General features: G+C 37.3%; 22 protein-coding genes. 3 read left to right on the top strand and 19 right to left on the bottom strand.

The genetic code is table 11. The features are described 5' to 3' along the window. Nucleotides 1-16: 16 nt before the first annotated feature. The 18 genes from glf to thyA form a co-directional block, all read right to left on the bottom strand. Nucleotides 17-1,129 (bottom strand): UDP-galactopyranose mutase, encoded by a 1,113-nt coding sequence (gene glf, locus BLP54_RS10710; RefSeq protein WP_090169498.1) that lies wholly within the window; start codon nucleotides 1,127-1,129, stop codon nucleotides 17-19. Nucleotides 1,130-1,141: 12 nt separating this feature from the next. Further along, nucleotides 1,142-3,385 (bottom strand): polysaccharide pyruvyl transferase family protein, encoded by a 2,244-nt coding sequence (locus tag BLP54_RS10705; protein WP_090169496.1) that lies wholly within the window; start codon nucleotides 3,383-3,385, stop codon nucleotides 1,142-1,144. A gap of 40 nt (nucleotides 3,386-3,425) precedes the next feature. Next, the gene (locus tag BLP54_RS10700) at nucleotides 3,426-4,574 is read right to left on the bottom strand and encodes a glycosyltransferase family 2 protein (RefSeq protein WP_090169494.1); all 1,149 of its coding nucleotides are present in this window, start codon (nucleotides 4,572-4,574) and stop codon (nucleotides 3,426-3,428) included. 31 nt (nucleotides 4,575-4,605) lie between these two features. Then, on the bottom strand, nucleotides 4,606-5,694 hold the full coding sequence (locus tag BLP54_RS10695) for a glycosyltransferase family 2 protein (RefSeq protein WP_090169492.1): 1,089 nt from the start codon (nucleotides 5,692-5,694) through the stop codon (nucleotides 4,606-4,608). Between the two features lie 15 nt (nucleotides 5,695-5,709). Beyond that, nucleotides 5,710-6,762, bottom strand: coding sequence for a glycosyltransferase family 4 protein (locus BLP54_RS10690; RefSeq protein WP_090169490.1), 1,053 nt, complete (start codon nucleotides 6,760-6,762; stop codon nucleotides 5,710-5,712). Beyond that, complete coding sequence (locus BLP54_RS10685; RefSeq protein ID WP_090169488.1) at nucleotides 6,759-7,523, bottom strand: ABC transporter permease; 765 nt, start codon at nucleotides 7,521-7,523, stop codon at nucleotides 6,759-6,761. Before BLP54_RS10685 ends, BLP54_RS10690 begins: the two co-directional genes overlap by 4 nt. 10 nt (nucleotides 7,524-7,533) lie before the next feature. Continuing rightward, complete coding sequence (locus tag BLP54_RS10680) at nucleotides 7,534-8,295, bottom strand: ABC transporter permease (protein WP_090169486.1); 762 nt, start codon at nucleotides 8,293-8,295, stop codon at nucleotides 7,534-7,536. Nucleotide 8,296: 1 nt separating this feature from the next. Next, nucleotides 8,297-9,040 (bottom strand): ABC transporter ATP-binding protein, encoded by a 744-nt coding sequence (locus BLP54_RS10675; RefSeq protein WP_090169595.1) that lies wholly within the window; start codon nucleotides 9,038-9,040, stop codon nucleotides 8,297-8,299. Between the two features lie 149 nt (nucleotides 9,041-9,189). After that, nucleotides 9,190-10,524: a hypothetical protein gene (locus tag BLP54_RS10670; RefSeq protein ID WP_090169484.1), complete on the bottom strand. Its 1,335-nt coding sequence runs from the start codon at nucleotides 10,522-10,524 to the stop codon at nucleotides 9,190-9,192. A 14-nt stretch (nucleotides 10,525-10,538) separates the two neighbouring features. Then, nucleotides 10,539-11,291, bottom strand: coding sequence for a glycosyltransferase (locus tag BLP54_RS10665; RefSeq protein WP_242870686.1), 753 nt, complete (start codon nucleotides 11,289-11,291; stop codon nucleotides 10,539-10,541). 16 nt (nucleotides 11,292-11,307) lie between these two features. After that, nucleotides 11,308-12,474: a glycosyltransferase family 4 protein gene (locus tag BLP54_RS10660; RefSeq protein ID WP_090169481.1), complete on the bottom strand. Its 1,167-nt coding sequence runs from the start codon at nucleotides 12,472-12,474 to the stop codon at nucleotides 11,308-11,310. 14 nt (nucleotides 12,475-12,488) lie between these two features. After that, complete coding sequence (locus BLP54_RS10655) at nucleotides 12,489-13,730, bottom strand: LCP family protein (protein ID WP_176754536.1); 1,242 nt, start codon at nucleotides 13,728-13,730, stop codon at nucleotides 12,489-12,491. Between the two features lie 305 nt (nucleotides 13,731-14,035). After that, entirely contained in the window at nucleotides 14,036-14,752 is a 717-nt protein-coding gene (deoD, locus tag BLP54_RS10650) for a purine-nucleoside phosphorylase (RefSeq protein WP_090169477.1), read from the bottom strand. Nucleotides 14,753-14,860: 108 nt separating this feature from the next. Then, entirely contained in the window at nucleotides 14,861-16,096 is a 1,236-nt protein-coding gene (locus BLP54_RS10645) for a cell wall hydrolase (protein ID WP_090169475.1), read from the bottom strand. Between the two features lie 6 nt (nucleotides 16,097-16,102). Beyond that, nucleotides 16,103-16,612 carry an acetolactate synthase small subunit gene (gene ilvN, locus BLP54_RS10640; protein ID WP_090169593.1) on the bottom strand — a complete coding sequence of 170 codons (510 nt, stop codon included), beginning with the start codon at nucleotides 16,610-16,612 and terminating at the stop codon, nucleotides 16,103-16,105. A gap of 29 nt (nucleotides 16,613-16,641) precedes the next feature. After that, on the bottom strand, nucleotides 16,642-18,333 hold the full coding sequence (gene ilvB / locus BLP54_RS10635) for a biosynthetic-type acetolactate synthase large subunit (RefSeq protein WP_242870685.1): 1,692 nt from the start codon (nucleotides 18,331-18,333) through the stop codon (nucleotides 16,642-16,644). Nucleotides 18,334-18,369: 36 nt separating this feature from the next. After that, nucleotides 18,370-18,855 carry a dihydrofolate reductase gene (locus BLP54_RS10630; protein ID WP_090169473.1) on the bottom strand — a complete coding sequence of 162 codons (486 nt, stop codon included), beginning with the start codon at nucleotides 18,853-18,855 and terminating at the stop codon, nucleotides 18,370-18,372. Between the two features lie 8 nt (nucleotides 18,856-18,863). Next, nucleotides 18,864-19,715: a thymidylate synthase gene (thyA, locus tag BLP54_RS10625; protein WP_090169471.1), complete on the bottom strand. Its 852-nt coding sequence runs from the start codon at nucleotides 19,713-19,715 to the stop codon at nucleotides 18,864-18,866. Between the two features lie 199 nt (nucleotides 19,716-19,914). On the opposite strand from thyA, the gene BLP54_RS10620 reads away from it, so the two are divergent. Continuing rightward, nucleotides 19,915-20,160 (top strand): hypothetical protein, encoded by a 246-nt coding sequence (locus BLP54_RS10620; RefSeq protein ID WP_090169470.1) that lies wholly within the window; start codon nucleotides 19,915-19,917, stop codon nucleotides 20,158-20,160. A gap of 184 nt (nucleotides 20,161-20,344) precedes the next feature. After that, nucleotides 20,345-20,503: a hypothetical protein gene (locus BLP54_RS15875; RefSeq protein ID WP_176754535.1), complete on the top strand. Its 159-nt coding sequence runs from the start codon at nucleotides 20,345-20,347 to the stop codon at nucleotides 20,501-20,503. Nucleotides 20,504-20,558: 55 nt separating this feature from the next. Here BLP54_RS15875 and BLP54_RS10615 read toward each other — a convergent pair whose 3' ends face one another. Then, nucleotides 20,559-21,143, bottom strand: coding sequence for an NUDIX hydrolase (locus tag BLP54_RS10615; protein ID WP_090169468.1), 585 nt, complete (start codon nucleotides 21,141-21,143; stop codon nucleotides 20,559-20,561). Between the two features lie 432 nt (nucleotides 21,144-21,575). Here BLP54_RS10615 and BLP54_RS15870 point away from each other — a divergent pair. Then, the coding region (locus tag BLP54_RS15870; protein ID WP_176754534.1) for a helix-turn-helix domain-containing protein at nucleotides 21,576-21,761 on the top strand (186 nt) is incomplete at its 3' end.

Below are 21,761 nucleotides of genomic sequence, written 5' to 3'. Positions count from 1 at the left end.
TATATTTTAAGTCTCATTATAATTCTTTATCTGCGAACTTTAATGCTGAATCGATTACAGCATCCATATCGTAGTATTTATACTCTCCTAAACGACCACCAAAGAGAACCTTTTCTTCCTTGTCTGCAAGCTCTTTGTACTGCTGGTATAATTTGCCATTCTTTTCATCATTAACTGGATAGTATGGCTCGTCACCTGGCTTCCATTCTGAGCTGTATTCACGGCTGATGATGGTCTTAGGAATATCATTACCTTCATCATCTTTTCCAAACTCAAACCACTTGTGCTCGATGATTCTTGTCCATGGAGTCTCTGCATCAGTGTAGTTGACTGCTGCATTACCCTGGAAGTTTGGCTTATCAAGTGTCTCATTTTCAAATCTGACTGAACGATACTCAAGTGTACCAAGCTTGAAATCATAATATGCATCAATAGGACCTGTGTAGACTACCTTCTTTGCAAGTGCATCGAGCTCTGCCTTGTTCTCAAAGTAATCTGTATTGAGACGAACCTCAATACCATCAAGCATGTTCTCAACCATCTTTGTATATCCACCTACTGGAATTCCCTGATAAAGAGCGTTGAAATAGTTATTGTCAAAAGTAAGTCTCACAGGAAGTCTCTTTATAATAAATGCTGGGAGTTCTGTGCAAGGACGTCCCCACTGTTTCTGTGTGTATCCCTTGATAAGCTTCTCATAGATATCTGTTCCTACAAGTGAAATAGCCTGTTCCTCGAGATTTTTAGGTTCTGTGATTCCTGCCTCTTTTTTCTGCTCCTCAATCTTGGCTGCAGCCTCCTCAGGAGTAACCACGCCCCACATTTTGTTGAAGGTATACATGTTGAATGGAAGAGAATAAAGCTCTCCCTTATAGTTTGCTACAGGGGAATTAGTGAAACGATTGAAGGTAGCAAACTTAGTAACATAATCCCAAACATGCTTCATGTTTGTGTGGAAGATATGTGCACCATATTTGTGCACATGAATCCCCTCAATCTTCTCTGTATAAACATTACCTGCTATATTAGGTCTCTTATCAATAACGAGAACCTTCTTACCTGCGTCTGTTGCCTGTCTTGCAAATACAGCTCCAAAAAGACCTGAGCCTACAATCAAATAATCGTACATTGTCTTACACTCCTATCTGTTTTTTAATGCCGCTACTTCTTTCTCTAAAGACACTATACGTCGAAGCATTGAATACATTGGTGTCTCTGGTTTTACTGGTCGCTTTATAGCTTCGTCCATCCATGTTATTCCACGGTTAATCTCATATGAAAGTTTTTCGTTAACAGGTGCGTAATCAATATCTGCAAGTGCAACTACATCATCCTCTCCCTGATTTGGAAGAGAAATAATTCTTTCATTTAATCCTAACAATCCACCTACAGTGGTAAATCGGTCTAAGCCCCTTGCCACATTTCCAATGGCAACGTAATTTTTATTGTATTTGATTGCAAGGCAAACACCATGGTGTGAATCTGTAAACATATATTCGCATTTACGAATCGCATTTACGAAGTCTTCCACTGAAGCATTATCAATAATTCTTCCAACAGTCCACTTATCACGAGTATACTTAGCTTCGCGCATTCCAAGAATTGTAATAACCTCAAGATTACGCTCTGCTGCAATTCTTTCTGCAATCTTAACCTTCTCGTCATTTGGATCAAGCACATAGCAAAACAGGTACTTCTCTGGAAGATCATTCACTGTTGACTGCTCTGCAATTTCGTCATATACATCTGTATCTACCCAGAAAATTGGGTCGATTATCTGCTGAGCCTCTACGCCAAACACTTCTTTGCAAATATCTACACCACTTGTTTCTCTGACACTTACAGCATCAAAGCTATCAAGCAAAACAGATGCTTCCATTCTCAGGTTGGCATCCTTTGAATATTTGCCAGCGCCAAATGAAGGTGCACATGCAATCTTCTTTTTTCCCTGAGCTACGAAATCAAGGAAGAATGTATGTCCTACAAGCTTTGTTGTAGACTCTCTCCACATCTGGTCTGAGCCAAGCATGAAGGCATCACAAAAATGATTCATTTCATGCATATGCTCTTTGTCTCTCTTTTTAGCAATACGAAAATGCTTTCCGATAAAGGCTTCAACATTCTTTGTATCATCATCCCAAGGTGTTCCATCCAGCTTTGGAATAGGAATAAAGATAGAAGCCTTGCCCATCTTCTCTAACACCTTTGCAAGTGCAAAATATGTGAGAGCACTTCCGTAATTTGATGCAAACCACCAGCCTACAAGACCGAAATCCCATCTTCTTCCTCTGCCATACCATAACGCATTGTGATAACCCATGGAATCTAAGTGAGAGAAGAAGAACTTTCTTGCTGGGCTCTGCTTCTGAGGGAAATTGATATTTCCGTTATACTTTCTGATTTCCTCCAATGGAATCTCTTCGCATAATGTGATAATATTCTTTAACTCTGTCTGAATCTTATTGAATATCTCTTCACCCTTTTCAGAATTTACCAGAACTAAAGAGGTTCCTATACCATCACTATAATCTTTATTTATGCGTGAAACCTGCCATGCATCACCCATGGTGATGTCTGAAACACGTTCTGCACAAGCGTACTCACAATGAGCACAATTATCTCTATTGATAACACCCTCAAGGAATCCGTTGTACCAGAAGCATTCGTTGTATGGCTGTTTCTTGACTGTTCCATCCTTAAAATATGCTACAGCTGGCGTTGACCACTTATAAAAATTCTTATCTCTGAAATCCAGCTTTTTAAGCTCTTTTCCTTCAGTAATTTCCTTGAGCCATGCCTTATAAGCCTTAACAGAATTTGCTGCGTGGCAAACAAAATCCACTAATAATAAGTTGTCGTATTCTTTGCCAAGATATGTTCTCAATCCAGCGATTTCACAAGGAGTTCCTGTATAAAGTACCTGACGTCCTGCTTCAAGTAACTCCTTTGCCTCCTTATATGTATCTCTTGTCTCACAGAATACATACTTAGAACCTCTCATTGGAGCAATCTCATCGATAGTCTCAGCTTTTGTCATGTATACGCTTTTAAATCCATCTCCATATACTGCACCAAAAACTGCACCACCCTGACCAATGACATAAGTAGCTAATAATGAGAATAATCCACCTGAGGAGCTTACTTCTCTAATCTGCTGTGTAGCCATAAATGCGTATGCCTTAGGTGTAGGATATTTCTCCACTGGATGTATAACCTGACATGCCTTTGCGCACTTACCACAATTAATGCAGGCGTCAGTTACTACTGGATATAAAAATCCATCGTTGTCATACTCTAGTTTGATGGCATCCACAGGACATGCGACCTTACACGCCCCACAGCCAGTACAATCTATTCTTTTTACATTAATAATTGATTTATCCATTTATATCATTCCATTCTTTTCTTAGTATCGTCTGTGTCGATTAAAAAGCAGACAAGTCTAAGCGCTTGCTTTCAGGTGTTAATATTCTTCCAATCTTAAATGCTCTTGATTTAAGAGTCTCCTGAACCTCATAATTATCATGCTCAATCTTTTTTATTAATCTGGCTAACTCTTTTTCTTCTGAATAATCGTTTAGAGTCCATTCACGCATCTCATCGTAATGGTCAATCTCATATTCAAGAATGATATAAGCACCCTCGTGATTTTCCTTTTCAAAAAGGTCCACAAATTCCTGAGCATATTTTTTTCTATACTCTACAGGGAAATCTATGATAGTCCAATAAATGAAACTAACAGCCCATGTCCAAAGCTCATCCTTGTTTGAATCATAGTAGCCCATGTCCTTCCACTCACTTACGACTTTTCGAATGATTTCAAAGTGCATTTCAGTTTTCTTAACACGTCTGTGGCTATACAACTGCATTAATGATGCATTTTTAGTAATTCTGTAGTTGTATAACTTGTCCTCAATAACAAGAACATTTTTAGCACGTGGCACGTAACCGAATTGGAATATCTGATCCTCTCCCAAATTCATTGTTTCATCAAAGAACAACTCTGTAGGATTTGTTAGTAATTCTCTTTTGATTAAATGCAACCAAAGGAATGGCTTGGCAGCCTTTTCTCTAAAGATTATTTCACTTGGTCTGCAATTAATATGCTCGCTGTACTGTGTAGTTAACACTCCTGAAATGTAATCATTAGGCTCGCCAACAACATTTCCACCAAAAATAACCAAATCCCAACTATTATTTTCTTTTATCTTGTTCATGAGAATCTCATATGCGTTGTATTCCAGATAATCATCTGCATCAACAAAGCTAATGAAATCACCAGTAGCCTCTCTTAGTGCAGCATTTCTGGCAGCAGCAGGCCCTGAGTTCTTCTGTTTAATAATTTTGATTCTGTCATCCTTCTTGGCAAATAACTCCAATAACTCCAATGAATGATCAGTAGAACCATCATCAACACAGATGATTTCAAGATGCCAGTATGACTGGTTTATAATAGTTTCCAAACATTTTTTTACGTACTTCTCAGCGTTGTATACAGGAATAATTACTGATATTACAGGATTGTATTCACTCTCTACGTCATTTGATTCATTAACCATTACTTCATTATCCATAACCTTTATTTCTCCGTTCTATTTTTTTCGATTAATTAACATGTAGTAATTCTTTTACTTTAATGCCTCTCTTAAACTCTTCTGAATTTCTAATCTTCATAAGCTTTTCATGGCACTCATTGTATTTATCTCTATATCTAACCGAACAATCCTCAATCATAAATAACTTTGGAGAGTCAATAATACGATTCACCTGCATGAAAATCCATGGATCAAGAGACTCAATTCTCAATAATGGGTCCTTTAAATCTTCTTCAAATTCCTTACTTATATGCTCTAAAAACTCAAGCTTGTAGTCGATAGCCACTCTGTTGTATGAGTTCAGATAATTAAAGAGCTTCTTCTCAAAGAAACGCTTATGTACTTCCTCGCCAAACTCCTTGTGACTATCTAATATTTCACGCATGAATTTGTACTCATCGCAAATGCAGAAAACCTTCTTCTTATTGTTGATAGAAGAATTTGGGTTATCCTGTCTGTAGTAGTAGAATGCCTCATTAATGAACACAATTTTACTAGCCAAAGATATTGCCTGAAACCAAAATCCATTATCCTGAAAACTAGCTCCAGGAGTTTCGTTATGTCTAATGTTATTCTCACGTAAATATTCTGTCTTATATATGCCAGTCCAGTTCATCATTGTGAATGTGAAAATCTCAGGACATACTGTAACGTTCAATACTCTGTTGTAGTACTCCTCAGGACATACTGGCTGGAATGTGCTTCTATTCTTTCCATTCTTTGTAGAGAAGATATAATGGTCAGATTTAACTACGTCTGCATCGTACTTTTCAATAGAATCAAATAATCTCTCAAGCATATGCTTATCAACATAATCATCTGACTCGATGATACAAATGTATCTACCCTGTGCAGCATCCATACCAACATTCATGGTATTTCCATATCCAGAATTTGCCTTGGTTATAACCTTAATTCGCTTATCCTTCTTCTCGTATTCACGTAAAATATCAAGTGAATTATCAGTGGAACCATCATTTACGCAAATAGCCTCAAAGTTCTTGAATGTTTGATTTAAAATACTATCCAGGCATTCTCCCAAATATGCAGCCACATTACACACTGGCACAACGATAGATATTTCTACATTTTCATTCATTTTTCAAAATCCTCCCTATAATGAAAATTTTATTTTATAAATATTATGTTTAAGCTGTTTTTTATAATTCCTTAAGGATGCTTTTCTTTTATATCTTTTATAATTTTTATTCCCCTCATAGCTTATTAATGACCGATTCTCCATGAAATTCATTATTCCATTTGCAAGTTCACGTTCATCTTCTGTTTTAAGAATCATTTTTGGATTATCAAGGACATATTTAGCTCCTGTGTTTTCAGTCACTAATAATGGCTTTTTTAACATGGCAGCCTCCAATGCCACCAATGAACAGGATTCATCTCTTGAAGCTACAATGAACAGGTCCATTGATGCATATAAATCAAACAGTGTACTGACATCCTGAATCTCACCATGATATTGAATACATTTGTGATTCAAATTATCTGATGCATAGCTTTCTGCCCACACTGGAATTCTTCCAATTACGTGCAGCTCAACACACTCCTGTTTTTCCTCAGGCAATAAGTCCAAGGCCTTTACCACAACATCTAAACCTTTGCGATATTCCACTGTTCCTGCGATACATAATCTAAGCTTTGTATCTGAGCGTGGTTTTCTATCCACTAAATATCTATCTACATAGTTAGGTAGAATATCCAGTTTATTGAGACTATATTTTTCTAATATCTTCTCTTTTGCGTATTCGCTGACACACCAATATCTTTTAATATTTAAAAAGTCATCCAGATTAATATCACAATCATCAATCAGGTCACTAATATTGCCTGCCTCATGAATATACAAAACGGTGTTAACAATTCGTTGAATGTAGCAGGCTATCTCTGAGCAAAAAATTGTATGACAGATACATAGCTTATACTCACTTAGCAGATCTTCTAATTCCTGACCTGCATCTGCTGGGAAATTGATATTTTTAACCTCAAAGCCATCCCGGCTAAACTCAATTGCAAATGGTCCCTCATTTAATGTCCAAATATCAACCTGGTATCCCATTTTTCTCAAAACCCGTGCCATTTTTAGGGTGGCAACAGGTGAACCAGAGTATGTCATTTCAAAACTTACTAATAATATTTTTTTAGAAATCATAGCATGCTTACACAACTGTCCTTCTTTTTATCAAATAAAAGACGAGATAAAACCAGAAGCACCACAAACCAACCTAAAAACTTGCCCCATACAGACCAATGTGAAGGTAGTCCATACATAAGATTATTTCTATACAAAAAGATTGATAGGAAAATCGGGTTATACGTCAAAATATATCTGATATTCTCCGGATAATTAGCCATCGGCAAAAATGTACCTGATACAAATACCAACATGGACATTAATACAGAATACAAGTACTCAATGTCACCAAAAAACGTATAACAAATTGCTAGAATTCTTCCTATGCTAGTTATAATACTGGCGGTAATAATTAATATAGGGATAACAAAAATAACTCTCCAGGTTATGTGTACTTGATAATATATACATATTGGGATTAGCGCTATAGAGGAGAATAAAAACTCCCTAAAGCCTGAGTAAATGCTATTTACTACAAACACCTCAATAGGTAATTTAGTTTTTATCAACAGATTTTTATTATTAACTAGCGATTTCATCGCACTCTTGGTTGCAGAATTATAAAAATTGTAAATTGTGATTCCGGTGAAAACGAAAACTGGGAATCTATCTATATCATGAATAATGATATTGTTGTAATAGGTAGATAAAATCACCATATACAACAGTGGATTTAACACATTCCAAACAACTCCCAAATTAGTCTCTGAACTTTTTTTTCGTTGTTCTTTGTATCCAATTTGCTGCAGAACAAAAAAATATTGTTTTACTCTTTCCATACTTCACCCACTATATTTTTTTAATAATGCTATTCTCTGCCAGCTTAAATATGATTAAACCAATTAATAATGCCCCAATTGCCCACATAAACATCGCCATCAATTGGTCCACTTCACATGTTCCATTTATAATGCTTTTACGTGCTATATCCGGATAGATAAATAAAGGATTATGTGCTGTGAATTCTCTCACAGAATCAGGATATCTCTCTATTGGATAAAAAATGGCAATCATATGAACTAACATAACAATAATATTTTGCCAAATAAATTTTATATCCTTGTAAAATACATATATCGTAGCTAGTAGGAATGAAATACCTATAGTAAAAATCAACTCAAAAATCACATCTATAAAAAATACAACAACCGTCCATTTAATTTGAACTTTGAAAAATATAAGCACGAGTAGTAATGCTATTGAGGAAAATCCAAGATTTACCAATGACGTATAATCACGCGAAAGAACAAAGACCTCTCTAGGAAGCTTTGTCTTTTGAAATAATAATTTATTATCTTCATAGGCTGTCATGGCAGTAGTAGTAGCAATACTAAACATAGACCATGTTGTATATCCTGTAAGATAATAAACTGGGTATGATATATCATTTAAAGTAAAGCCGCTAAAAACTGCTGTCATAACAAACATAAACAACAAAGGTTGTAATACGCTCCAAAGAATGCCTAATACTGATCTGGAATATTTTCTCTTTATTTCTCTAGATGTAAGTTCTCGTATTACAAAGATATATTGCTTCAATCCATATTCCATACTAGGACACCTCACTAGCCTTAGTTGAAGTCGTTTGAGGTGTTTCGCGCATCTGCTGATATGCCTTGCAAACCAACTCTGGCTTTCCTATCATTCTTAACTTACCTTTTTCTATCCATACAACCTTTGAACAGTTCTCCTTGATAGTAGGCATACTATGGCTTACCAAAAGAACTGTGCTGCCGCCATGAATCATTTCCTTTACACGAGCAAGTGACTTCTTTCTGAAGAATTCATCACCTACAGAAAGTACTTCATCAAGAATTAAAATTTCAGCAGCATCACCTGCTGTTGCTATAGCAAATCCCAAACGGCTCACCATACCACTTGAATAATTTTTAACTTTTTCATCCATAAAGTCTTCAAGCTCAGCAAAGGCTACTATTTCATCATAATGTGCATCTAAAAACTCACGCGAATATCCGATTATAGCCCCGTTCAAATAAACATTCTCACGTCCTGTAAGCTCCATATCAAAACCTGTACCTAATGTAAGAAGCTGAACTTTTTTTCTATCAACTTTTACGGTTCCATCGGTAGGACGCAACACACCGGAAACAATCTTGAGAATTGTAGATTTACCCGAACCATTTGTTCCAATAATTCCAACTACCTCGCCCTTATAGACGTCAAAACTAACATCATCTAATGCATTAAATTCTCTATAGGTAATATTCCTTTTTAGAAGTTGTATAAAATACTCCTTTATGCCAGATACATTTTGTGTGGCAACCCTAAATTTCATTGTCACATTTTGCACAGAGATGACTGTTTCTTCTTCAGATTCCTTTAGTTCACTCAAATCTTCAACTTCAAACGAATCCTTAAAATACTTATTGCCTCTAGAAGATTTATTTTCAGCTATTTTTCTCCTCTTCCTATTTCCTAATATCATTATGTCCTCTCATTTCTTTCACGCTCTTTTATCCAGCGTCTTTGCTTACTATATTGCATATAATATTTGTAATGGTTATATGCAGTTAAATGATGGTGCTTTCTGAATGGTTTCGAGTAAAGCATAACTGAGCCCTCGTACCACCCCGATATATTAACAACATACCTTTGTCCAAAAATCATCTCTCTCAACTCAAGAAAAACTCTCACTAAAAAATGATTATCTATCAAATCTCTTTCAGAAAGCTTTGATGCCAAAACCGCATTGTTGTAGTCAATCACATCATCTGAAAAATGTAGTTTTCCAAACACCTCAGCCTCCTCATAGGAAGGTTTTGCCATGAATCTAAATAATTCTTTTTCTATATTTTTCTGAGCCGAAGGATTATTAAATAATCCACATATCTCCTGAAAGCTGTTGTGCTTATTAACAACCTCAGACTGATAATCCCTTAAAAGCTTTTCAATTTGCTTCAAATAGTCAATTTGCCTTTTAGATACAGTGGATAAAATTGGAGCATAATTATCCTCTTCCCCCTTATATCCTGTAGTCATTCCGTGTGGTGCAGAAAAAACACACTCAAACAGACAATTATTAAAAGCTACCTTCTTTTTTAATCTGGATCTTGGTCCAAACAAAAATGAATGATAATATTGCTCTTCAGCCCCAGAAGGTATTTCGTATAAGCCATAGTAATATCCTTCTAAAGGCTCTTTTCCACCAAGATAATTGTGGAAAGCATTCAGGCTTTGCTGAATTGAACCAACCCAGCCACTATCTACAACTGCTATTTTTTCTTTTGTTCCTAGTCCCTCTCCCTTAAGATAATTAAGGGCCTTGGAAAACTCCTTTTTAGAATTCTCAACAAGAAGATTTATGAACTCATCATCTTCCGCTAAAAAATCTTTTAATTCCCCCAGCCTGTGTCTTGGTATTTGTTCATCTTTTTCTACACCAAGATAATCTGCTATTTTTTCTATGAGCTTATCCTGTGAAGAAAGCCCAGTACGATTAATCACCTTAGTCGGCGTAACATCTACACCGCTTAAGGTAATATATGATAATGCCTGATTAATATCTAAATGATAGAGAGGAATTCTAAGTGATAACCTTGAAACATATAGATATTTACATTGAATATCCAGATCAAACTCTTTAACATATTTTTCTGCTATCAGGTAATCAAAGTATGCATCTCTCGCCAAAAAATATAAGGTTTTGATTCCCTTACTCATTGCATCAGTTAGTACATATAAAACGTAACTATTTAATACTGGTGCAAAGACATTCTTTCCAGTTTGAAAAACAACCTGCTTTTCTTTATCCTCTTTCAAAAGTCTAAACTCCCTTAGCCCTTGGAACTATTCCTGATATTAAAAGCAATTTTGTCAGGAACCATCCATACCGCAATAGGCTTTATTACATATCCAATTTCATGCCATGGATTCAATCCCATTTTCTTAAATCCATTCCATCTGATGGTAACTTCAGCCATCTGATCTGTTAGTCTTCTACGTTTATAGCTAGCTATTGTCTCCCTGTAGTAAAGCAAATTCTCCTGTAGATTGTATCCTCGTATTCCGGCAGCAGTAAGATTCATAAGCAGCTCGTAGTCCTCACCTCGGCGAGGCTTTTCTGCACTTCCATATGGATTATCCATCTCTAAGATGCTCTTTCTGAACATCATTGTTGGATGAGCATATGGCTGGAACTTCAGAAAGTCTTTTTCCTCTGGCTTCTCAGGATACTTTCGATTTCCATACACCCTGTCATCATCATCCATCAGGAGCAGGTTTCCCCCAACAAATCCATACTCAGGGTGAGCCTCCAAAAATTTAAATTCTTTTTCTAATCTGTCAGGAGCACTGATATCATCTGCATCCATCCTAGCTAAATATTGTCCTTTAGCCTCTTTCACCATTCTGTTAAGACCATATGCCAGGCCATGATGTTCTTCTTCTCTGAGAAATACTATTCTTGAATCCTTTTTTGCATAAGCGCTAATAACTTTCTTTACGTCATTAACTGATCCATCGTCAAAAATAATGAGCTCAAAATCCGTGAAAGTTTGACGCAGAATAGACTCAACCGCTTTTTTCAAATATGCTTTTTCACAATTAAAAACCGGAAACATTACACTTACTGCAGGCATCTTCGTAAACCTTTCTCATAACTTTTTCTGATTCTGATTTTTCAAAGGATGTAACTGATTCTCTAATATTCTCTCTGTTGTATTTTTTATGCTCTAGCTTATATAAATACATCTGCTGAATCGCTTTAGCATATGCATCTACCGTATCTTCGTATACTAACAAGCCATTTTTCTTGTCTTTAATATATTCTTTTGAACCTCTATTGCTTGAAGCAATTACTGGAAGACCTGTAAACATAGCTTCAAGAGGAGCCATTCCCAGTCCCTCTCTGATAGATGGAAATACCATGACATCAGCAGCTCGAAGGAACTTTCTTATATCAACCTCGTAACCATAGAATCTAACACTGTGTTCAAGATGATACTTTTTGACATATTTCTTTAATGCCCGTTCCTGACTACCACTTCCAATAATTCCATATACTATGTTCATTCCATTAGGATTATTGTTTTCAAAATATCGTATAGTCTCAATAATCTTTTTCTGGTTTTTATTTTTTCTTACTTCGCCAACACTAATTACAAAGAAATCATCTTTTTTAATGTCTAGCTTTATTCGTTCTTTTATCTTGTCTTCTTCATCGGTAAGACAATAATATTTTGAGTCAACCCCCTCACCAGGAATGCGATAAACACAATCTGCACGCATAGTTTTAGCAGCTGTCTCATCTTCATGATTAATCGTCACAAGTGCATTTGTATTTCTGCTCATAAAATACTCTGCCAAATAATAAATACGATTGCGCAGCTTTGATGCACCCTTATAAAAGTGAAAACCATGAGCAGTATAAATTACATACACGTCTTTGATTCCCAGACATGCAAGTCTTGCAACCATACCGCCTGTTGGCGTATGACAATGAATAATATTGATTTTTTCTCTCTTAATAAGCTTTCTTAAGGCTATGGTAGCCTTAATATTAGCCCTAACATCTGTTAGTGACTGCGTAATTGGAATGTCATGATATCTAACCCCTAATTCCTTTAGTACATCATCATTATCTTCGTAAACAACATTCTTAGAATTTGAGGCATAAAGAACCTCGATGTTCATCCCTTCCAACAGCTCAACATTTTGTCTCTCAAATTTGGATAAAAAGCCATAAACAGACGAAACGATTAAAGCTTTCACAAATATTTCTCCCGTTACTCTTCCTCTAATACTTCTCTAATTCTCTCTCTAGCGTTATTTATATCTTCTTCATTTGGTTTCATTACATAAGACTTCTTACCAAGTGAGTAAACATGTTGGTGTGAGCCTGTACCCCCAACACTCAGTTTCTCAATCTCCCACTCTCCTGGATTTGACAATTGATATGAAACCAAATTCGCTATCTCAGCCGTTGATATATCGGTGGCGAAAGTGCCATCGCATTTATTCAAAATCTCTGCATAATTCATCAATGTACTTTTAGAAGTCATTTTCTGAACAACCGATTGTATTACATTCATTTGGTTTTCGCCTCGGACTATATCTCCCCTTGGGAAGGAATGTCTTTCTCTGGCAAAAGCCAAGGCTTCTAGTCCAGTCAGCTGATTATCGCCCTTACTAAAATGTCTTATATTTTCTACATCAAAATCGTAATCGGACCAGACAGTAATACCACCCATGGCATCAATCAAGCCTTCAAAGCCGCTAAAGTTCACTTTAAAATAATGGTCTATATCCAAGCCATAAAGCATTTCCATTGTGTCTTTAGATACATCTATTCCATAGATACCTGTGTGAGTAAGCTTATCCATGGCACCATCAGCTATTGAAAGTGGAACATAATAATCTCTTGGGGTGGAAACAAGAAGGATATGTTTCTTTTCAGGATTAACTGCCGCAAGAATATTTACATCAGAACGACTGGACACTGAAATATGTCCCCAAGTATCCTTACCACTGATATATACAATAAATGGTTCCTCAGGTGTGATTACCGCTGACGCCTCTACTACTTTTGAAACGTCTACTTCATCCAGTAAGCTAAGCTCCACACCTAGTTCTTTAATAACATCATTTTCCTCAAGCATACTCACGTAAGATGTACTCAAGACAGCGCCTAAACACTCTCTATTTTTAAGCCCTTCAATTAAATCCAACTGACTATCATAAGAACTCAAATCAAAGGAATACTCCTTCAGAGTTTCTGACAACTCTTCGTTTGTAATATCCTTGGCAACGCCTATTTTTTCATTACTGAAATCGTCGATATTTTTTATCTTGGAATCGCCTAATACATAGATTCCGTAAGTAGTTACTTCAGTAGTCTGATTGGCTATTTTCTCTAAAGCTTTTACACTATTAACGTAAAAATATATTCCATAGATGCTAATGATTAATGAAGCTGATATTACTAACGCACCTATTGCTTTATATGAGGTCTTTTTGCGTGTAACCAAGTATCCGCCTATTCCAAGAAGAATCAGTATTAATATAACTAGGAGTATAATAATGCGTATCATCTATTGAACCTAACTTTATTAAATTTAGTATTAATTTTCTGGAAATCAATCTCCCCTTCAAGTGAATTGAAAATATCTAGTAGATATGAAAGAATTTTCCAATTATTCTCATAACGTTAGACATTCTAACATATTTCACAAAATTTTCATATATGGATTATTAACAATTTCTTTACTATTTTGAGGTAAAAAAATAACACCCAGTAACTAATGTTACCAGGTGTTAGAAATTTTAATTGTTATTAGAGTGCAATAGCTGTCTCAAGAGCAAGCTTCATCATCTCTGTGAATGACTTCTGACGCTCCTCAGCTGGAATCTCCTCTGATGTTACAAATGAATCAGAAATTGTAAGCATACATGTAGCATTCTTACCAAGCATGTTTGCATTATTGAAAAGAGCGAAGCTCTCCATCTCTACGCAATCACAACCGCAACGCTCTTTAACAGCCTTCCAGCCGCCCATCTCTGGTGCTGTGTAGAACTGATCTGAAGAGTGAACCTTTGCAACCTTTGCGTTGATGCCAAGCTCCTTAGCCTTTGCAATAGCAATATCGTTAATCTTCTTGCTTGGGTAAAGTGTCTTCTCCTCTACTCCGTTTGTAAACTTAGCAAATGTACTCTCAGAGAATGCGCTCTCAGAAATAACTACATCAAGAACATTAAGCTTATCTGTGTAGCTTCCTGCTGAACCAATTCTGATAATATTTTCTACATCATAAAATGCGAAAAGCTCGTATGAATAAATACCGATAGAAGGCATCCCCATTCCACTAGCCATTACAGATACAGGAACTCCCTTGTAAGTACCTGTGAAACCAAGGCAGTTACGAACTGTGTTTACACACTTAACATCCTCTAAAAAATTGTCTGCTACGAACTTTGCACGAAGTGGATCTCCAGGCATGAGAACTGTCTTAGCAAAATCCCCTTTATTCGCTTCATTATGTGGTGTTGCCATATGCGACCTCCTTATTAATTATTAATTAAAACATTCTTTAATTTCAAAGCTAGGATTTTATTCTAGCTTATTAGTTCTAGTTTTTCAATGAAATAGCCTATTTACAGACTATTTATAATTGTAGAAATAGTGAGCGTTTATAGTAACACCCTCTGTTCTATCCAGGAATCCTTCCTTACCTTCTGCAACCTGTCTGTCGTGAAGATTCTGAGCATAGCTTACAGTAAAGAAAAACAACGCGTCAGTATTAGTATTTCCCGCAATTGCCTGAGCGGCAGCGTATTGACAACCACTGTTTGGACCGTTGGCAAGTATCAAAGCAACACGTCCTGATGCAACAGGTGCAAACTGGCCCGGAGAATAAATTACTCCGGCAATTGTATTTGGAAATTTTGAGCTTGCAACACGGTTCATAACAACAGAGCCTACCGCCAATCTTCCATCGGCTCCCTGATTATCTGCCTCTGCCTGAATCAATGCCGCAAGTAATAATGTCTCTTCATCGTCTGTGCTATATCCACCTGAATATGCACCATGTTCACCAGCCAGTTTTTGGGCCAGTGCCAACTGAGCATCACGATACTGCTTTTGAATCTTCTTTTCGTATTCCTCAGCTTCCTTCTGCTGCCTTTCAAGCTCCTCGATGGCAGCCTGCGTATCAGCGATCTGACCATTTGTAGTATTAAGCGCCGAGGTGGTGGTGCCCACCAATGTACCCAGCTGACTTTTTTTCGAAATCAGTGTATCTTGATATGCACTAAGCTGTTTATTTTTTTCTTCTACTTCTGCCTTCTTTTCTTCCAAATCAAGCTGTGTTGCTTCAAATTTCTTTATAGCTTTCTGATCATAAGCAGTAATCTGAGCCATGTACTCCAAACGTTGCAAAAACTCTGCCATGGAGCCACTTTCCACGAAATTCACCAGAGTATTTGTAGTCCTGTTCTCGTACATATATTTTATACGAAGTTTCATTGCATTTTTTTGAACATCCAGTGAATTTTGTATTTCTTCTATTTCACCAGACAAAGTTTCCAAATCTGCTTCAACCACTGCTATATTCTGTTCAGTCTCAGATATTTCTCCTGTTACGGTGGATATCTGATTATTAAGACTTGTAATCTGCCCAGCCAAACTATCCGCCTGACCCTGCAGCTGATCCTTTGAATCCTGTGCCTGCTTTTTTTTATTTTTAATGTCATCTACCTTTTGTGTAGCGTTCTTAGATTCTTCCTTCAGTCTGTCTACTTCAGACTGAGAAGCCTGTACCGAACTACTAAAGCAAAGGCACACCGCAACTGCCAATGCCAACACAGATACAATTCTCTTTTTAAAACGTTCCCCCATATTGTCCTACCTGTTAGAACGGCTGATAGCCTCCACAGCAACCGCTCCACCGCGAACGATTTGCACTTTTTTAAATCTCGATTTAAGTAGAGAAATCAGCTCATTATTTTTGTTTTCTGTAAGGGTGCATTCAAATAGAACAGAATCCCCTCCTATATCACAAATCTTAACGCTTCCACCTCTGGCAAATACCTCTGCAATCTGAAATGCCTCTGTCTTTCCTGTAACATCAAGCCCAGAAACTGTAGCGTAAAGAATCTCCTTCATATGAATTGGAATAGTGGTAAGATCAATGACCTTTATAACCTCCACCATCGCATTCAACTGCTTTTTAATCTGCTCAAAAGTTACATCGTCAGCCTTTACAGAGATGGTCATTCTGGAAACATCCTCTCTCTCTGTAGTGCCAACTGTAAGGGTCTGAAGATTGTATGACTTTGCTGAAAAAAGCCCCGAAACCTTTGCAAGTACACCAACCTGATTTTCAACGTATAAAGCTATCCATCTGTTTTTCATCTTTTCCATGTCCTCTACCTCAGTAAATGCTATTTAAGTATCATGTCTGAAAGTGGTGTACCACTCTTAACCATTGGAAGAACTAAGTCATCTGGTGAAACTATAAAATCGATAACTGTTGGACCCTCTTTATTTGCTTTGGCCTTTTTTAGTGCCGGAACGACGTCTGCGGGATTTGTAACTCTGATTCCAAGACAGTCATAGCTCTCGGCCCATTTTAAGAAATCTGGATAATAGCTGCCATCCTCTGCTGCAAGATTGGTAATCTCATAGCGCTTACCATAGAAAAGCTGCTGCATCTGACGAACCATTCCAAGATTCGAATTATTAAATATACATATAACAACAGGAATCTTTTCTGTCATAGCTGTAGCCATTTCCTGCATATTCATCTGGAAACCACCGTCACCAGTAATCAATACTACTGGCTTTTTAGGATTGCCCACAGCCGCTCCAATTGCTGCTGGGAAACCAAATCCCATGGTACCAAGACCACCTGATGTAATAAATTCCTGTCCCTTTTTAAGCTTAATAAACTGGCTGGCCCACATCTGATGCTGGCCAACATCCGTTACAATATTTGCATTTGAGAAAACCATGTTGACTGCTTCGCAAATGGTTTGTGGACAAATACCAACCTTTGGAACTGGCATAGAAAGAGGATGCTCAGTTTCCCATCTGTTGATAATATCAAGCCACTTCTCAGTGTCCATCTCCTCAGCATATTCAACCAGTCTCTCCAACGCCATCTTTGCATCAGCTGTAACTGGAACGTCTACTACTACGTTTCTTGAGATTGAAGCAGATGCAATATCCACATGAACAATCTGCGCCTTTGGAGCAAACTTCTCAAGGTCGCCTGTAATTCTGTCGTTAAAACGAGTACCGATAGAAAACAGCACATCGCATTCTGTGACCGCCTTATTGGCAGCGAATCTACCATGCATACCACAGTTACCGATGTAAAGTGGGCTGTCCTCAGGCATAACACCTTTACCCATTACTGTAGTAGTAACAGGAATATTCATCTTTGTAGCAAAGGCTTGAAGCTCTTTCTCTGCTCCTGAAATACGCACACCGCCACCTGCCATAATCAAAGGTCTTTTTGCTGATTTTAAAAGCTTATAAGCTTTCTTAAGCTGACCGATATGAACATTTTCATTTGGATGATATCCTCTGATATCAACATGATCTGGGTAATCCGGAGAACCAGAAGTCACCTGAATATCCTTTGGAATATCAATGAGAACCGGACCAGGCTTTCCTGTGGAAGCAATCTGGAATCCCATCTTTAACAAACGTCCCATATCCTCTCTGTTACGAACTGTCACGCCAAACTTTGTAATGGAACGTGTCATACCGACGATATCCACCTCCTGGAAAGCATCGTTTCCAATGAGATGAAGTGGCACCTGACCTGTGAAAATCACCATAGGGATGCTGTCATAATAAGCATCTGCAATACCGGTGATAGTGTTTGTAGCTCCTGGACCCGAGGTGACCAGTACGACGGCAGTCTTGCCCGTAGCTCTTGCGTAGCCTTCGGCCTCGTGTACAAGAGCCTGCTCGTGACGACCCAAAATGACCCTGATTCCTTCGGTCTTATATAGCTCGTCCACGATATCCGTAATCATACCTCCGGGATAGGCAAAAATAGTGTCTACTCCCTCTTCCTTCAACGCCTTAACAAACAACTTTCTTCCTGTAATATTCAATGCCATTATTATGTCCTCACTGTAGGTGCTGGTTTGCGGTTGCTATTTTGTGTATGCTCTGAAATAAAACTCTATATCATAATATGTCTGCTCTTCTGATTCCTCTGCAAGCTTCCACTCTGGCTTTTCATCCAGATTTGGGAAGAATGTATCTGCATCGTATGCATAATCAATGTATGTAACAAATGCTCGATTGCAATCATCAAGAAGCATTCTGTAAATACTCTCTCCACCGATAACAAAAACATCATCGGAATTATATTTTGCAAGCTCCTTATCAAGCTCATCCTTCGAATGAACAACGATTGCATCCTTCACCTGATAATTAGGATCACGGGTGAGCACGATGTTCACGCGATTCTTAAGAGGCTTGCCATTTGGGAAGCTTTCAAGTGTCTTTCGTCCCATGACGACCACCTTTCCTGTAGTAGTCTCACGGAAAAACTTCATATCATCTGGGATGCTCACAAGAAGCTTATTATCCTTGCCAATTGCCCAGTTTCTATCTACTGCAACTATTAAATTCATATGTCCTCCTAAACAGCTATAGGTATATTACGTATTTGTTCTCCAGCCTCGTAGCCTTCTACGATAAGGTCATCTGTGGTGAAGTCATAGAAATTCTTCACTTCTGGATTGAGGCGAACGGTAGGTGCTGGAAGCTCTGGGCGCTCGATGAGCTCCTTGATAATATCCACGTGTCTGTCATAGATGTGTGCATCTGCAATAACATGGATAAGCTGACCTGGAATCATATCATTAACCTGTGCAACCATCATAAGAAGGATTGCATACTGACACACGTTCCAGTTGTTAGCTGCAAGAATATCCTGTGAACGCTGATTTAAAACCATGTTTAAAACAAGCTTATCTGAATTTTTGTCCTTAGTAACATTATATGTAGCTGAATAGCAGCATGGATCAAGATGGCCTGTAGCCAAATCGTGGAACTGATAAAGATTAGTCATGATGCGGCGTGAATAAGGTGTCTCCTTAAGCTGCTTTAAGACATAATCCATCTGATCAATCATTTCGCCCTTAAATTCGAACTTTTCTCCTACAACATAACCGTATGCTGTACCGATAGAACCATTTTCATCTGCCCATTCATCCCAAATGTGGCCCTTTAAATCTTTGATATTGTTTGACTTGCGCTGATAGATCCAAAGAATCTCATCCATGGCAGTCTTAAGGGCAGTCTTTCTAAGAGTAAGAGCTGGGAATTCCTCTCTTAAATCATATTTATTAACAACACCAAACTGCTTGATAGTATAGGCTTTTTCACCTGTATCCTCCCAGATTGGTCGTACAATTTCATCCTTTGTATCAGTACCATTTTCCAAGATATCACGGCACATAGCCTTAAAAATCACATCAGCTTTGCTCATTAATTCTCTCCTTTTACCTATAGTTATCCTAGTCTAAATACACTAATAAAAGTGTATCACAACGTATTGTGTTTTAATAGAGATTATTCTCAAGAAGACTCGATAATCCTTGAAAATACATATCTGTTGCGTTACTATATTTTATAGTTGTGTTGGGTCTTCCATGGGAAAATCTAGGGCCTGACAAATAGGAGAAGAAATGAGTCAACAGAAGGTAGATCAGAAGAAATTAGATAAAAAGAATCGTAGATCAACACTTAGAAAGAAAAAAATCGAGGAAGTATTAAGCCTCGCAATTGTTGCAGTTATTGGAATTGCCATTTTAGGTTGGGTTGGATATTCAGTATATACAAAGGTGCAGGATTCAGCTTCCGAGAATGCTACATATGAGTACTATGACATCGATACTGCAGCTATTCAGGATTATCTTTCATCATTGAATTAATTCCACAACAAATGATATGAATTTTACAACTGTTCGTCATGCACGGACAGTTGTTTATTTTTGTCTTAAAATTCACATTTAAATCACAGTTCTTTCACACTTTAACTATTTGTGGTGTTATAATGACTATAGAAAAAGCAAAGCAATTACTTTATATATAACTTTTGCAAGGAGGGGATCTGTGATGTTTGATGTAAGTTTATTCCAGGACCTTAAGGCCGAAGGGATTAGTAAAGAATTGATTGAGAGTATAAGCGAGCGTATTCAACAGAAGGAAGATCAGATGTATGCACAGTCTGCCAACTGGGGAATTTATATGACTCCTAATACCTTCAACAAATAATAGAATTAAATATAGAATTTAAGCGGATACCACAGGGTACCCGCTTTTTTAATCCTTATTTTTCCGAAAGCAAAAGTGCAAGTATGTGGGACATCTGTGGAAAATCCCCTGACTGAATCAGATTATCAATTTCCTGTCTGGTATACAGATGTACGTTCAGGAATTCTGTATCATCAAGGTTCTGCCCTGCAACCTTACGACAATTCTTCGCCACATAGATATTCGCATAGTTGTCTGCCATTGTAGCATTGGAAGGAACTCTGAAAATGTATTTCCAATCATTTGACGCATAGCCAGTCTCTTCAAGCAGTTCTCGCTTTGCCGCTTCCAAAGCATCTTCCACCTGAGCTGGATCATTACAGCTTCCATATTCTTTGCCATCAAGTCTCTCAAGTCCACCGGCACAAAACTCAACAGTCACCTTGTTAATACCGTGGCGGAACTGCTTTACACAAATGAATTTACCGTCTTCATCTGTTGCAACGATAACAACGTAATCTCTTCTACTATAATTATAGAATGGCTCGAAGATAGTTCCATCTGGAAGCTTGTATGCACATTTTCTAAAATCAATATACTCATCTTCCACTATATGCTCGCAGGATGTTAACTCCCACTCTAAATCTTTGTCTGATTGCATTTTATGCCCCTCCTGTCATGAACTGTCAATGAATATATTATTATGTAGTTTGAGTTGGATGTAAAGATAATTTATAGAACAATAAAGTTAAGCAACATATTCATAGTATTCATCTTCTGTAGCAAAAAGCTCATATACACCATCAACTAGTCCCATATAACCTTCTGAAACAACATATCCTTTCATAAAAACACCTCCATAGGTTCCCTGTGTCAACTGTAACTATGTACAGGGTAACCTAAGTTGGTGTCCATAAATATACCCTATATTTTGGTTTAAAGATTGCTAAAATTGTTAAAATTGTCCTTAAGTGAAATTTTAAATTCCGGTTTTATGGGCTTTTTTTCTCTCAAACTGGAATTTAGTCTTGCACAAGCATTTTTTATTATTCATGATTGTAAGTGGTTATCTGTCTGCCAGGGAGAATTAATTATGGCAAACAAAAAGAAAAGACAACGTCATTTAACTCTTACTGACAGAACTTATATTGAACAAGAAATCACATGCGGTTCTACATTTAAAAGCATTGGTTCAGCACTTGGAAAAGACCCAACCACAATCGCTAAAGAAGTTAAGCTTCATTCAGAAATAATTGAAGCTACAGATGTCGCAACGAGC

The organism is Pseudobutyrivibrio sp. 49 (assembly GCF_900100545.1).
GTDB lineage: Bacteria > Bacillota > Clostridia > Lachnospirales > Lachnospiraceae > Pseudobutyrivibrio.
The sequence above is the reverse complement of the archived record's forward strand: the minus strand, read 5'-3'. Positions and strand labels throughout refer to the sequence as shown.